This window comes from Achromobacter sp. LC458 (assembly GCF_001005835.2).
In the GTDB taxonomy this organism is placed as follows: Bacteria; Pseudomonadota; Gammaproteobacteria; order Burkholderiales; family Burkholderiaceae_B; genus Achromobacter; species Achromobacter spanius_B.
Map to the genome: position 1 here is coordinate 424,104 of NZ_LBHW02000001.1, position 13,659 is coordinate 437,762.

Annotated in this window: 14 protein-coding genes; 11 read left to right on the forward strand and 3 right to left on the reverse strand. The window is 63.4% G+C overall.

Features of this window, described 5'->3' with window-relative positions; genetic code table 11:
* Positions 1–52: 52 nt before the first annotated feature.
* The gene (locus YH64_RS01900; protein WP_046802789.1) at positions 53–1,075 is read left to right on the forward strand and encodes a putative 2-aminoethylphosphonate ABC transporter substrate-binding protein; all 1,023 of its coding nucleotides are present in this window, start codon (positions 53–55) and stop codon (positions 1,073–1,075) included.
* Positions 1,076–1,088: 13 nt separating this feature from the next.
* A complete protein-coding gene (locus YH64_RS01905) occupies positions 1,089–2,219 on the forward strand; it encodes a TIGR03364 family FAD-dependent oxidoreductase (RefSeq protein ID WP_046802790.1) in 1,131 nt (376 codons plus the stop codon).
* Positions 2,220–2,370: 151 nt separating this feature from the next.
* On the opposite strand, the gene YH64_RS01910 is transcribed toward YH64_RS01905, so the two are convergent.
* The 3 genes from YH64_RS01910 to YH64_RS01920 all read right to left on the reverse strand — a co-directional run bounded on the left by YH64_RS01910 (position 2,371) and on the right by YH64_RS01920 (position 6,058).
* Complete coding sequence (locus YH64_RS01910; protein WP_046802791.1) at positions 2,371–3,516, reverse strand: aromatic ring-hydroxylating dioxygenase subunit alpha; 1,146 nt, start codon at positions 3,514–3,516, stop codon at positions 2,371–2,373.
* 318 nt (positions 3,517–3,834) lie between these two features.
* A complete protein-coding gene (locus YH64_RS01915; RefSeq protein ID WP_046802793.1) occupies positions 3,835–4,845 on the reverse strand; it encodes an acyltransferase in 1,011 nt (336 codons plus the stop codon).
* 244 nt (positions 4,846–5,089) lie between these two features.
* Positions 5,090–6,058, reverse strand: coding sequence for a tripartite tricarboxylate transporter substrate binding protein (locus YH64_RS01920; protein ID WP_046802794.1), 969 nt, complete (start codon positions 6,056–6,058; stop codon positions 5,090–5,092).
* Positions 6,059–6,227: 169 nt separating this feature from the next.
* Here YH64_RS01920 and YH64_RS01925 point away from each other — a divergent pair, with 169 nt between their 5' ends.
* The 9 genes from YH64_RS01925 to rpsR all read left to right on the forward strand — a co-directional run bounded on the left by YH64_RS01925 (position 6,228) and on the right by rpsR (position 13,649).
* Entirely contained in the window at positions 6,228–7,082 is an 855-nt protein-coding gene (locus tag YH64_RS01925) for an IclR family transcriptional regulator (RefSeq protein ID WP_046802795.1), read from the forward strand.
* Positions 7,083–7,164: 82 nt separating this feature from the next.
* Complete coding sequence (locus YH64_RS01930; RefSeq protein ID WP_046802796.1) at positions 7,165–7,431, forward strand: exodeoxyribonuclease VII small subunit; 267 nt, start codon at positions 7,165–7,167, stop codon at positions 7,429–7,431.
* A 7-nt stretch (positions 7,432–7,438) separates the two neighbouring features.
* Positions 7,439–8,350 (forward strand): polyprenyl synthetase family protein, encoded by a 912-nt coding sequence (locus YH64_RS01935; RefSeq protein ID WP_046802797.1) that lies wholly within the window; start codon positions 7,439–7,441, stop codon positions 8,348–8,350.
* A 53-nt stretch (positions 8,351–8,403) separates the two neighbouring features.
* Positions 8,404–10,272: a 1-deoxy-D-xylulose-5-phosphate synthase gene (dxs, locus tag YH64_RS01940; RefSeq protein WP_046802798.1), complete on the forward strand. Its 1,869-nt coding sequence runs from the start codon at positions 8,404–8,406 to the stop codon at positions 10,270–10,272.
* A 292-nt stretch (positions 10,273–10,564) separates the two neighbouring features.
* Complete coding sequence (gene folE2 / locus YH64_RS01945) at positions 10,565–11,362, forward strand: GTP cyclohydrolase FolE2 (RefSeq protein WP_046802799.1); 798 nt, start codon at positions 10,565–10,567, stop codon at positions 11,360–11,362.
* A gap of 7 nt (positions 11,363–11,369) precedes the next feature.
* Complete coding sequence (locus tag YH64_RS01950; protein ID WP_046802800.1) at positions 11,370–12,293, forward strand: DUF817 domain-containing protein; 924 nt, start codon at positions 11,370–11,372, stop codon at positions 12,291–12,293.
* 215 nt (positions 12,294–12,508) lie between these two features.
* Positions 12,509–12,883 (forward strand): 30S ribosomal protein S6, encoded by a 375-nt coding sequence (gene rpsF, locus YH64_RS01955; protein WP_006218306.1) that lies wholly within the window; start codon positions 12,509–12,511, stop codon positions 12,881–12,883.
* Between the two features lie 51 nt (positions 12,884–12,934).
* Positions 12,935–13,258 carry a primosomal replication protein N gene (gene priB, locus YH64_RS01960; protein WP_046802801.1) on the forward strand — a complete coding sequence of 108 codons (324 nt, stop codon included), beginning with the start codon at positions 12,935–12,937 and terminating at the stop codon, positions 13,256–13,258.
* A 118-nt stretch (positions 13,259–13,376) separates the two neighbouring features.
* The gene (rpsR, locus tag YH64_RS01965) at positions 13,377–13,649 is read left to right on the forward strand and encodes a 30S ribosomal protein S18 (protein WP_006218308.1); all 273 of its coding nucleotides are present in this window, start codon (positions 13,377–13,379) and stop codon (positions 13,647–13,649) included.
* Positions 13,650–13,659: the final 10 nt, after the last annotated feature.

Genomic DNA, 13,659 nt, shown 5'->3' on the forward strand with positions numbered 1-13,659 from the left:
GGGCGACGTTCACCTTTTTTGCGCGTTTTTCCGCATATTCACGGAGTTCTTCATGAATCGCTACAAGTTGCTTGCACTGGCCGCCGCCCTGACGGGCGTGATGAGCGCCGCGTCCGCCGAGACCACGCTGACGGTCTATACCGCGCTCGAAGCCGATCAGATCAAGGTCTACCAGGCCGCGTTTGAGAAGGCCAACCCCGACATCAAGATCCAGTGGGTGCGCGATTCCACCGGCATCATCGCGGCCAAGCTGCTGGCCGAAAAGAGCAACCCCAAAGCCGACGTGATCTGGGGCCTGGCCGGCACGGCACTGGGCCTGATGGACAAGGAAGGCATGTTGCAGCCGTACGCCCCGAAGGGCCTGGACCAGATCGCCGCCAACATGCGCGACGCCAAGGCCGAGCCGTCGTGGGTGGGCATGGACGGCTACGCGGCCGCGATCTGCTTTAACACCATCGAGGCCGAAAAACAGAAGCTGCCCAAGCCCACGTCGTGGCAAGACCTGACCAAGCCGGTGTACGCGGGCAAGATCGTCATGCCGAACCCGGCGTCCTCGGGTACGGGCTTCCTGGATGTCAGCGCCTGGTTGCAGATCTTTGGCGAAGACAAGGGCTGGGCCTACATGGATGCCCTGCACAAGAACATCGGGTCGTACACGCACTCGGGCTCGAAGCCTTGCAACATGGCGGCCGCCGGCGAATTCCCCATCGGCGTGTCGTTCGACTATCGCGCGGCCAAGCTCAAGGCCGACGGCGCGCCGGTTGAAGCCGTGTTCCCGTCGGAAGGCCTGGGCTGGGAAGTCGAAGCCACCGCCATCATGAAGGGCACCAAGAACCTGGACGCGGCCCGCAAGCTGGCTGACTTCTCGGCCAGCCGCGAAGCCAACGAACTGTACAAGGCCAACTTCGCGGTGCTGGCGATTCCGTCCATCGCCACGGTCAACCCGAACCTGCCGGCCGACCTGACCAAGCGCATGATCAAGAACGACTTTGTGTGGGCCGCGACCAACCGCGAACGCATCATCGCCGAGTGGACGCGCCGCTACGACGGCAAGTCGGAACCCAAGAAGAAGTAAGGCACGGCCCGCGATGAAAACATACGACGTAATCGTGGTGGGCGCGGGCATGCTTGGCATCGCCCACGCCTGGGCGGCCGCCAAGCGCGGCCTGTCGGTGGCGGTGATCGAACGCAGCCGCCAGGCGCATGGCGCCACCATCCGCAACTTCGGCCAGGTCATTGTGACCGGCCAGGCGCCCGGCATGATGCTGTCGCATGCCCAGCAGGCGCGCGAGCTGTGGCTGGATCTGGCCGCCAAGGCGGGCTTTCATGTGCGGGCCAACGGCGCGCTGGTGCTGGCGCGAAATATCGACGAGGCCAGCGTGTTGCAGGAATTCGCGGACACGCGTTTGATGCAGGAAGGCTACCGTGCCGAGCTGCTGTCGGCGCGTCAGGTGGCCGGCCTGTATGGCGGTCAGCTGGCGCATCACTGCCTGGCGCTGCGCGGGCATGACGACCTGCAAATCTATTCGCGCGATGCGCTACCGGCCATCACGCGATACCTGGCCGAGTCGCTGGGCGTGACGTTTATCACCGGCACCCTGGCGCGCGCGGTCGAGAATGGGTTGGTGGGTACCACCGCCGGCGATTTTCTGGGCAAGCATGTGTTCGTGTGCCCCGGCCATGATTACCTGACGCTGCTGCCCGAACGCTTTGCGCCGATGAACCTGGAAGTCACGCGCTTGCAAATGCTGCGCGCGGCGTTCGAGACGAACCCCATCGCCCTGGACCGCCCGGTGTTGACGGGTTTGTCCTGCGTGCACTACGGCGCGTTCTCGGACTTGCCCACGGCGCATGCGCTGCGCCAGGTCATCCAGGAACGTACGCCGATGCTGCTGGAAAATGGCATACACCTGTTGATCAGCCCTACGCCCAACGGCGAACTCATCATTGGCGATTCGCATCGTTATGGGACGGACGCGTTCCCGTTCAACGACGAAGCGGTCGACAACACGATGCTGGACCTGGCCTCGCAGGCGCTCGGTGCGCGCTTGCGTGTGCTGGAGCGCTGGCAGGGGGTTTACGGCGCGCACGGGCCGGCGCCGTTTTCGGTGATGCCGGTGGACGCGGCCACCACCGTCGCGGTCATGCATTCGGGTGTGGGCATGACGGTGGGCCTGGCCATCGGCGAACGCACGGTGGCCCAGGTGATGGGACGTTAACGGCGCTGATCGGATGACGGTCGGGCAGTCGTCGACCCTGATCCGATTGCCCTTGTGGCAAAAGAAAAAGGGCTTTGCGTTGTGTGACGCAAAGCCCTTTTTGTATGGCGGGTATGGCGGGTATGGCCTGTATGGAAGAACGCCAGGATGCCTACAAGTCCTGCATGATCCGGCGATACCACTCGTGGAAGTGCTGCATGCCGTCTTCCATGGGCGATTGGTAGGGGCCGGCTTCGTTCACGCCGCGCAACATCAAGGCCTTGCGGCCCGCGTCCATGCGCTCGGCGATCTCGTCGTCTTCAATGGCCGTTTCCATGTAGGCGGCGCGCTGGGCCTCGACGAATTCGCGTTCGAACGCCGAGATTTCCTCGGGGTAGTAGAACTCGACGACGTTCACCGTTTCCTGCGGGCTTTTCGGGTACAGCGTGGACAGCACCAGCACGTGCGGATAGAGCTCGATCATGTGGGTCGGGAAGTACGTGACCCAGACCGCGCCGAAATCCGGAGCGTCGCCTTCGCGGAACGACAACAGGCGGTCGTGCCATTGCTTGTACACATCCGAACCCGGTTGCGCCAACGCGTTGTGCACGCCCACTTTTTGAAGGCTGTACCAGTCGTTGAATTCCCAGGTCAGATCGTCGCAGGTGACGAAGCGGCCCAGGCCCGGGTGAAACGGGCCAACGTGGTAGTCCTCAAGGTAGACCTCGATGAAGGTCTTCCAGTTGTAGTTGCACTGATGCACCTCGACATGGTCCAGCACATAGTCGCCGAAGTTGAATTCCGGGCGCGAGAACAGCGGCGCCATGTCGGAAGCCGGATCGCGCGGGCCCTCGAACAGCAAACCGTGGCAATCGCGCAGGCGGAACTTCTGCAAGTTCATGCAGGGCGTGGTCTCGAACTGAGGCGCGCCCAACAACTCGCCTTGGTTGTTGTACGTCCAACGGTGCAGGGGGCAAACGATGTTGCCACCGGTTGCCTTCAGGTTTCCGTGCGTATTGCAGTTGCCGGCCACATTGCCGGCTTCGCCGCCCAGCATCAAAGCCTGACGGTGGCGGCAGACATTTGAGATGAGTTCAACGCCTTGCTGGTTGCGAACCAGCACGCGTCCCCCGCTTTCCTGTACCAACGACCGCCAATCCCCGATTTCAGGCACCAATTTCTGATGGCCGACATATTGCGAGGATTGCTTGAAAATGAGTTCTTGCTCGCGGGCAAAGAGGGCTTCGTCAAAATATGCACTGACGGGTAGCTGGGTGCGAGCTGGCACGACATGTGCCATCCGACCGATGTCGGTCATGATTCCCTCCGCTCGGATAAAAAAGCCAGGACGGTTTGAGCTCTGCCAAGCGCTTTTGTTCAAGCCCAGCAGTTTTAATGACCGGATCCGAAAATTGCGTCGAAAAACGGTCTGAAAACTGCTTGGAGCTCAACCGTGAGCTTGGCTACGTACGTGCTGGCGCGAAGAAAAATCGGTGTCTGGCCGATCAAATAAGCCGTGAATTGTACCCCAAGGGCCTCCCTGCCGCCCGGGAAGATGGACGGGGCTAAATCCAGCGTTGGCGGGGCCTGCCGACCCCGTTCCATCGTCCGATTAACCCTTCGCGGCGTAGGTCTTTCAGACGAGCTTGCGCGTGGCCGGATGACGCCTTAACAGCCAACTGCTGGCCGCCGACAGCGCAAACACGGCAACGGTCAGCAAGGGCACGGCCCAGGCGTCGCGCGGGTTGCCCGAGATGGCGCCCGCGCGCCGCGCCACGTCCAGGAACACGGGGTGGATCAGGTACACGCCGAAGGTCAAGGGCGCCAGCGCGGACAGGCGCGGCAGCCAGGGTGAAGACACGATCCACTGGAAGGCGGCCAGCGACATGAACGGCACTGTCAGGCTGAAGTAATCATAAAAGTACGTATCCAGCGCGTGGCCGTCGGACATTACGGTGACGCCAAGCGCCGTGGCCGCAACGCTGCCCGCAAGGACCAGGCCCGGCCGGGGGATGCGCAGGTCGCCATCGAAAATCAACCGGCCCGCCACGAAATAACCCAGATACGGCAGGAACCAGGTCAGGAAGAACCCGTGCGGGGCGCCCAGCGCGCGGCGGTACAGCGCGTCAAGAATGGCCACGCCCAGAATACCCACCACCCATAGCGACCGGCCGCGCGGCGTGCTGCGTGCGTACAGCAGGCGGGCCAGTGGGGCAAACAGGTACAGCCCCACGATCATGTACAGGTACCACAGGTGGTAATAGGGTTCGCCCTGCGCCACCTTGCGGGGCCAGAACGAAAAGTCCACCCGGCCGTCGTCCCACCAATCCAGCCCTGTGCGCCAGGCCAGATAGAACAAGGTCCAGAACAGCAGGGGCGCACAGATGCGCGCCATACGGCGGCTGTAGAACTTGCGGGCGTCGTGGGGTTTGTTCGGGTCCAGCAGCAAGGCGCCGCTGACCATGACGAAAACAGGCACGCACCAGCGCGCCGCCGAGTCGTACAGATTGGCGGCCAGCCACGCGCCGCCGCCATACGCGGCAGGGTCACTGACAATCAAGGCCGCGCTGTGCAGCAGGACGACGGCTACGGCCGCCAGCCAGCGCGCGGCGTCCAGTCGGGCATAACGGTCTTCGGGGGTTTGCATCGGGCTCCCGCTGGTGTTTTCGCATCTTCACTTTTCGCATCTTCACCTTAGCAGTGAGCCCGGGTGCGCTTCTGTATCCAGCGGTTAAGCAAGGCATGAAAAACCGACAGGACCCAGGCGGGCGCTGTCGGTGCAAAGGGGGGTAGGCCCGGGGGCCCGGCAAGGTCCGGCGGCTTGGCCCACGCGCCAACGATTTGTCACGAAACCGTGGGCGGCGGGGCGGCCGCATCAGGGCATTGCCGCCTTACTGCAAGACGATGTTGGCTTGCTTGATCAACTGCGACACGATGGGCTGTTCGGTCTTGATCTGCTTGTCCAGCTCGGCGGCCGTGCCGGAACGCGGGTCGATGCCCATGTCCAGCATGCGCTTCTTGACGGCTTCGTCCTTCAGGGTTTCAGTCAGCGCGGCTTGCAGCTTTTCAAGCACCGGTGCGGGGGTGCCCTTGGGCGCCACGAAGCTGAACCAGGCCGTCATGTCGAAAGCGGGGTAGCCTTCTTCGGCCAGCGTTTGCAGCTTGGGCAGCGTGGCCAGGCGCGACGGGCTGGTGATGGCAAACACCTTGACCTTGCCCGCGTCCGCCTGCGGCATGCCGGTGGCGACCATGTCGAAGAACAAGTCCACGTCGCCGCTGATCAGGGCGGGCAGTGCCTGGGTCGCGCCCTTGAACGGCACGTGCAGGATGTCGATGCCGGCGCGTTCCTTGAACAGTTCACCCGCCAGATGGGACGAGGTGCCGGGGCCGAACGTGGCGAACGTCAGCTTGCCGGGGTTCTGCTTGGCATAGGCCACGACGTCTTGCGTGCTGTTGAACGGGCGCTTGGGGCTGGACAGCAGCACCAGGGGGCCCACGCCCACCATGCCGATACGGGCGAAACCGTCCGGGTCGTAGGGCAGTTCCTTATACAGATAGCGGTTGGTGACCAGCGTCGAATTGGTGGCCATCAGGATGGTGTAGCCGTCCGGCTGCTCGCGCGACACGTAGGCCGCGCCGATGGACGTGCCGGCGCCCGCCTTGTTTTCCACGATCATCGGCTGGCCCAGCGTCTTGGCCATGCGCTCGGCCAGGATGCGGGTCAGCACGTCGGTGGCGCCACCGGCCGGGAAGGGCGAGATGACCTTGATCGGGCGGGTCGGATAGGTCTCGGCCTGGGCGCCCAGCGCGGCGGCGCTGAGCAAGACGGTGGCCAGCAGTTTGAGGCTCGTGCGAATCATGTTTTCCCCTTGAAATCGCGTGCATGAGTGGATCGCCGGGCCTGGCTTGGCTGCCGCGTCGCGTAACGTCGCGCGGTGGCTTGCCAGGTCTCCTTGGATGTTTTAAATTCCGTATATTGGAATTTAGTTTTGTCGTTCGAAATAAACTATAAAAACGAAGCGAATAGAAATGCAATCTTTTTCTGACTCCAAGCGCGTGGTGCACGCCGCCGTCAAACCGGACGAAACGCTGGAACTGAGCCAGCCGGCACGCCGCAAACGCACAGCCGGCGTGGGGGAGGGCGCCAATTCGCCGGACTTCATTACCGCCCTGGCGCGCGGCCTGGACGTCTTGCGGTGCTTTCGCCATGGCGTGACGGCGCTGGGCAACCTGGACCTGGCGCGCTTGACCGGCCTGCCCAAGCCCACCATCAGCCGTATCACCTACACGCTGACCGAACTGGGCTACCTGCGCTATCACCCCGACACCGGCAAGTATTCGCCCGGCTATGGCGTACTGGCGCTGGGCTTCGGCTTGCTGGCCGGGCTGGAAGTGCGCGAACTGGCCAAGGCGTCCATGACGGAACTGGCGCGCGACACCGGCGGCGCCGTGGCCTTGGGCGCGTTCGATGGCGACGCGATGACCTACGTCGAAGCCATCCATGGATCCTCAGCGCTGTACCTGCGGTTGCCGGTTGGCTATCGCGCCAGCCTGGACAGCGCCATGGGCCGGGCCTACCTGGCCAGCTTGCCCGACACCGCTTGTCAGGAAGTGATGGCGCGCCTGGGTCCGGTGGCCCCGCCCGTGGCCGCCATCGATCGCGCCCGCGCTGAATTGCAGGAATTCGGCTGCTGTTTCGCGCTGGGCGAATGGCAATCCGGCATCAACGCCGTCGCCGTGCCGTTTACCTCGATCACCGGCGAAGGCGTCTTCGTGATGAGCTGCGGCGGGCCATTGAGCCTCTTGCCCGAACCCGAGCTGCGGTCCCGCGTCGGCCCCGCGTTACGGGCCGCGATTGCAGGACTGGCGGGGGCGTCCGCCTGATCCTTGTGGCGCATCCGGGTTCGCGTTGGCTATCTCGTACAATTCACAAATTGATCCACCCCTAGCGCCCTCGGAGACCCGTTTGGCCAACCCCACACAAGCCGATCCGCAGATCGATGACCGTCCCTTGCCCCAGGATTTTGAAACGGCCCTGGCCGAATTGGAATCGTTGGTTGCGGCCATGGAAGACGGCTCGTTGCCGCTTGAGCAGTCGCTGGCCGCTTACCGGCGCGGCGTGGCGCTGACGCGGGTCTGCCAGGAACGCTTGGCGCAGGCGGAACAGCAGGTCAAGGTATTGGAAGGCGACTTGCTGCGCCCGCTGGACCCGGCGGCGCTGGATGACGAATAAGAAACCGATGAAGACCACTCAACTCCCCTTCGCGGAGTGGTTGCAGGGGCGCGTGCGGCACGTTGAAGACGTGCTGGACGACCTGATGCCGCCCGCGGATGTGCTACCCGTCCGGTTGCACGAAGCGATGCGCTACGCCGTGCTGGGCGGTGGCAAGCGCGTACGCGCCGCCATGGTCTACGCCGCCGGGCAGGCCTGCCCGGTTAGCGGCAGTGTGCTGGCCATCGAGGCCTCGCTGGACCGCGCGGCCGCCGCTGTCGAATTGATCCACGCTTATTCGCTGGTGCATGACGACCTGCCGTGCATGGACGACGACACCTTGCGCCGTGGCCGGCCCACCACCCATGTGCAGTACGACGAAGCCACCGCCATGCTGGCGGGCGACGCCTTGCAGCCGCTGGCGTTCGACCTGCTGGCATCCATGCCCATCGCGCCCGCGCTGATCGTGCAGGCGACGCAGTCGCTGGCGCGCGCCGCTGGCAGCCAGGGCATGGCGGGCGGCCAGGCCATCGACCTGCTCAGCGTCGGCCATTCGTTGTCGCGCGATGAACTCCAGACCATGCACAGCATGAAGACCGGCGCCATGCTTGCGTGCAGCGTGGCGCTGGGCGGCATCGTGGCGGGCGCCAGCTCGGCCTCGCGCCAGGCGCTGGACGCGTACGCGCAGGCCATGGGCTTGGCGTTCCAGGTGGTGGACGATATTCTGGACGTTACCGCCGACACGGCCAGCCTGGGCAAGACGCCCGGCAAGGACGCGGCGGAAAACAAGCCGACGTACGTCTCGCTCCTGGGCCTGTCCGAGGCGCGCGAGTTCGCCGAGCAATTGCGTGTGGCCGCGCTGGCGGCGCTGGAGCCCCTGGGCGATGCCGGGTTGCGCCTGGCGCAACTGGCCGATTTCATCGTCCTTCGAGACCGCTGATCCGTGACAAGCCCGGCCTGAGTCCAGGTCGGGTCAACGAACCCCAAAAAAGCATGACGACTGATTTATTGGACCGCATTCAATCCCCGGCAGACCTCAAGCGCCTGGATCGTCGCGAGCTGAAAAAGCTTGCCGACGAACTGCGCGGCTTCGTGCTGGAGTCGGTATCCAAAACGGGCGGGCACCTGTCGTCCAACCTGGGCACGGTCGAGCTCACGCTGGCCCTGCACCAGGTGTTCGACACGCCGCATGACCGCATCGTCTGGGACGTGGGCCACCAGTCCTACCCGCACAAGATCCTGACCGGCCGCCGCGCCGGCATGGCGCAGTTGCGGCAACAGGGCGGAATTTCGGGCTTTCCCAAGCGCAGCGAATCCGAATACGACGCCTTCGGCACGGCGCACTCGTCCACGTCGATCTCGGCGGCGCTGGGCATGGCGGTGGCCTCGCGCAATGCGGGCGTGCAGCGCCAGCACATCGCCATCATCGGCGACGGCGCGATGTCGGCGGGCATGGCTTTCGAAGCCATGAACAACGCGGGCGTCACGCCCAACATCAACCTGCTGGTGATCCTGAACGACAACGACATGTCGATCTCGCCGCCGGTGGGGGCGCTGAACCGCTACCTGGCGCGCCTCATGTCGGGCCGCTTTTACGCCACCGCCAAGAACGTGGGCCGCGCGGTCTTGCAGCACGTGCCGCCCGTGCTTGAACTGGCGCGCCGCTTTGAAGAGCACGCCAAGGGCATGGTTACGCCGGCAACGCTGTTCGAGGAATTCGGCTTTAATTACGTCGGCCCCATCGACGGCCATGACCTGGACGCGCTGGTGCCCACCTTGCAGAACCTGAAGGCGCTGCAAGGCCTGCAATTCCTGCACGTGGTCACCAAGAAAGGGCAGGGCTACAAACTGGCCGAGGCGGACCCGGTGCTCTATCACGGCCCGGGCAAGTTCGATCCCGCCGTCGGTATCCTGCAATCGAAGGCGCCGGGCAAGCGCACGTTCACGCAGGTCTTTGGGCAGTGGTTGTGCGACACGGCCGAGCAGGACACGCGCCTGGTCGCCATCACCCCCGCCATGCGCGAAGGCAGCGGGCTGGTCGAATTTGAAAAGCGGTTTCCGCTGCGCTATTTCGACGTCGGCATCGCCGAGCAGCACGCCGTGACGTTCGCGGCGGGCGTGGCCTGTGAAGGGCAAAAGCCCGTCGTGGCCATCTACTCGACCTTCATGCAGCGTGGCTACGACCAGTTCATCCACGACGTGGCGCTGCAAAACCTGGACGTGACGTTCGCCCTGGACCGCGCCGGCATCGTCGGCGCGGATGGCGCCACCCATGCCGGCAATTACGACACCGCTTTCCTGCGTTGCGTGCCCAACATGGTGGTGGCCACGCCGTCCGACGAAAGCGAAACCCGCTTGCTGCTGTCGACCTGTTATCAGCATCCCGGCCCGGCGTCCGTGCGCTATCCGCGCGGCGCGGGTTGCGGCGCGGTCGAGGCCCCTGGCCTGGATACGGTGGAGTTGGGCCGGGGCGTGGTGCGGCGCGAGGGCAAGAAAATCGCCATCCTGGGTTTCGGCACGCTGGTGCAAGCGGCGTTGGCCGCAGCCGGCAAGCTGGACGCCACGGTGGCGGACATGCGCTTCGTCAAGCCGATCGACAAAGCCCTGATTCTTGACCTGGCCGGCCGCCACGATGCGTTCGTCACGATCGAGGACGCGTCCATCATGGGCGGCGCGGGCAGCGCGGTGCTGGAAGTGTTGAGCGCTGCTGGCGTGCAGATTCCGGTCCTGCAACTGGGCTTGCCGGATGTCTTTATTGACCATGGCGAACAGTCGGCCCTGCTGGCCGGCATCGGTTTGGATGCCGACGGTATCGAGCAGTCGATCCGTAACCGCTACGCCGAGTTGCTGGCGAAAGACTAAGGCGGTGGCACTTAGCCGGTTTCACTTGGCCGGCCAAGTGCAACTGGCCGTGATCGTCCCACTCGGCGGTCGACCCACTTGGCGCTTGATCCAGCCGGTGGTCGACCCAGCCGTACTTTCCGGCCCTGGCCTCGCCATTGCCCGGAATCTGGAACAGTCTGTTCCGCCGTCACCGACCTACCCATAGAAGGGTTTTCCCAGGCGTAGGCAAGGCTTTGGGCGATAATGGCCCCCTCTTCAAGTTTCCTAGGCGCGTGCGCAAGCGATTGATCGCCTAGACAGGTACGCTGACATGAATTCTCCGATCGACCCCGCCCTGGTAATGCCCGATGTCCAAAGTTCGGCGGACACCCGGCACATCCCGATTCAGCGCGTGGGCATTCGTGGCGTGCGCCATCCCATGCTGGTGGAAGGCGGTGATGGGGCGCCCCAGGGCACCGTCGCCAACTGGACGCTGACCGTTGCGCTGCCGCCCGAAGAAAAAGGGACGCACATGTCCCGCTTCGTGGCGCTGCTGGAAAAGTACCGCAGCACGCCCATGACGCCGGCCCGGTTCCGCGCCATGGCGGCCGACATGCTGCCGTTGCTGCACGCCGAAAGCGGTGACATCACCGCCGCGTTTCCGTATTTCATCAACAAATCCGCCCCCATTTCGGGCGTGCAAAGCCTGCTGGACTACGAAGTTCAGTGGATCGCGCGCGCCAAGGGTAATGCGGTCGAATTCGAGCTGGTCGTCCAGGTGCCGGTGACCAGCCTGTGCCCGTGCTCGAAGGCCATCTCGGAGTACGGCGCGCATAACCAGCGTTCGCATGTGACTGTGTCGGCCATTCTTAGCGACGACATCAGCATGGACGGCGTGATCCGCCTGATCGAAGAAGAAGGCTCGTGCGAACTGTGGGGCCTGCTCAAGCGGCCCGACGAAAAGTACGTGACCGAACGCGCTTACGACAATCCCAAGTTCGTCGAAGACTTGGTGCGTGACGTGGCCGCGCGCTTGACGGCGCACCCGGGCATCGCGCGGTATCGCGTTGAAGCCGAGAACTTCGAATCGATACACAACCACTCGGCCTACGCCGTCGTGGAAGGCTGAGCCCACCGTGCATCATCCGGCGGCCACCGACTGGCCGCTTATCGCAAGGCTGCAAGCCTGGGAATCGCGGCTGGCCAATAACCTGGCCGGCCGCGGCCGTTTGGGCGTGGCGTTCTACGAGTTTTTCCGCTTTGGGGTCAAGCAAGCTTGGGCCTGCCTGTTCGGCGGGTTGATGTGCGCGCTATTGCTGGGCACTCACTGGTGGTACCCCAAGGATGCGCTGCTGGCGCGCTACGATTTCCTGACGCTTGCGGCGCTGGGTATCCAGGCCGTCTTGTTGGCGCTGCGCATGGAAACCTGGAGCGAAGCCCGCGTGATCCTGATGTTCCACGTAGTGGGCACCGGCATGGAAATCTTCAAGACGGCGGCCGGGTCCTGGATCTACCCCGAGGCCAGCGTGCTGCGCATCGGCGGCGTGCCGTTGTTCACGGGATTCATGTATGCGGCAGTGGGCAGTTATCTGGCGCGCGTCTGGCGCCTGTTCGATTTCCGTTTTCGCGCGCATCCCCCGCTGGTGGCCACCGTGGCTTTGTCAGCGCTGATCTATGTGAACTTCTTCTCGCACCATTTCGTCATGGATTTCCGGTGGTTGCTGTTTGCGCTGACTGCCGTGCTGTTTGCTCGCACCTGGGTGTATTTCCGCATTTGGCGCGTCTATCGCCGCATGCCATTGTTGCTTGGGTTCGTGCTGGTGGCCTTGTTCATCTGGTTTGCCGAAAACATCGGCACTTTCGCCAATGCCTGGCGCTATCCAAACCAATCCCACGCGTGGCAATGGGTGTCCATCGCCAAGCTGGGGTCGTGGTTCCTGTTGATGATCATCAGCTACGTGATGGTCAGCGTGGTTAATCGGCCCAGGGAAGTCGCTGTTGCCGATCTGCCGCAAGCGGCGGGGCAGGGCGGCGAAAACGCCCCGTCCCTGATTTCCTGACGCCCCAGTCGCTTGCGAACCGATGCTCAATCGGTAATAATCGAGGGCTTTCTTGCTCGACCGCCCATGGTTTTTGGGTAGCGGGCTGCCCCTTGCCGGGCTGATGTCTTCTGTGTACCACCACAGTCTTCTGTGAACCACTACACAACCACCCATGATGGAAAGCGCGGGTGCAAGACGCCAGGCCGGCAGGACATCCTCAAGGAGTTTTACTCATGCGTCACTACGAAGTAGTGTTTATCGTTCACCCCGACCAAAGCGAGCAAGTGCCCGCCATGGTCGAACGCTACCAAGCGCTGGTTACGGGCCAAGGCGGCTCGGTTCATCGCCTGGAAGACTGGGGTCGCCGCCAACTGGCCTACCCGATCCAGAAGCTCGTCAAGGCTCACTACGTCTGCCTGAACATCGAGTGCGGCCAAGCCACGCTGGATGAGCTGGAACACTCGTTCCGCTACAACGACGCCGTTCTGCGCCACCTGGTCATCAAGACCAAGAAGGCCCAGACCACGCCCTCGATCATGATGAAGTCGGTTGAGCGTGAAGAAGCCCGTAAGGCTTCGGCTGAGGCTGTCGCGGTTCAGCCCGAATAAGCAGGGCTCACGCAGAGCTCAACTTATGAAGTCCCCTTGGTGCCTGGCAGGATGAATCAGCTGGAACTTAGCGCGCGCGTTCTTGAATGCGAGCCTTTGCGCCACACTCCCGCCGGCCTGCCCGCACTGGAAATGGTGCTGGCACACGAGTCCGAAGTTATCGAAGCCGGCCATCCGCGCCGTGTTGAATTGACGATTACGGCCGTGGCACTGGGCGATCTGGCGTTGCTGTTGAAGAACACCGCGTTAGGGTCTGAATTGCTGGTGCAGGGGTTTTTGGCTCCCGCCCGCAAGGACTCGGTGAAGATCAAGCTGCATTTGCAGCAGGCACGCAAGATCAGCGGTAGCGCAGGACGCGATCCGCAGGTGGCTTGAACAGGTTGAGCAAAGGGTGCGAGAGCGCCTTCTGAATACGGATAGGTTATGGGGAGCTGGGCCCGGTTTCTAAAAACCCCGGGTAAAACCCGCCCCCTCAAACATAGAGGCACATATCATGGCTTTCTTCGGAAAACGCAAAGAAAAACGCAAATTCACGCAGCAGAACCCGCTTTTCAAGCGTCGTAAGTTCTGCCGCTTTACCGCAGCCGGCGTCGAAGAGATCGACTACAAGGATCTGGACACCCTGCGCGACTTCGTGCAAGAAAACGGCAAGATCATCCCGGCTCGCCTGACCGGCACCAAGGCAATCTACCAGCGCCAGCTGGACACGGCCATCAAGCGCGCGCGCTTCCTGGCTCTGTTGCCTTACACCGACAACCACAACTAATCCGGGGCAC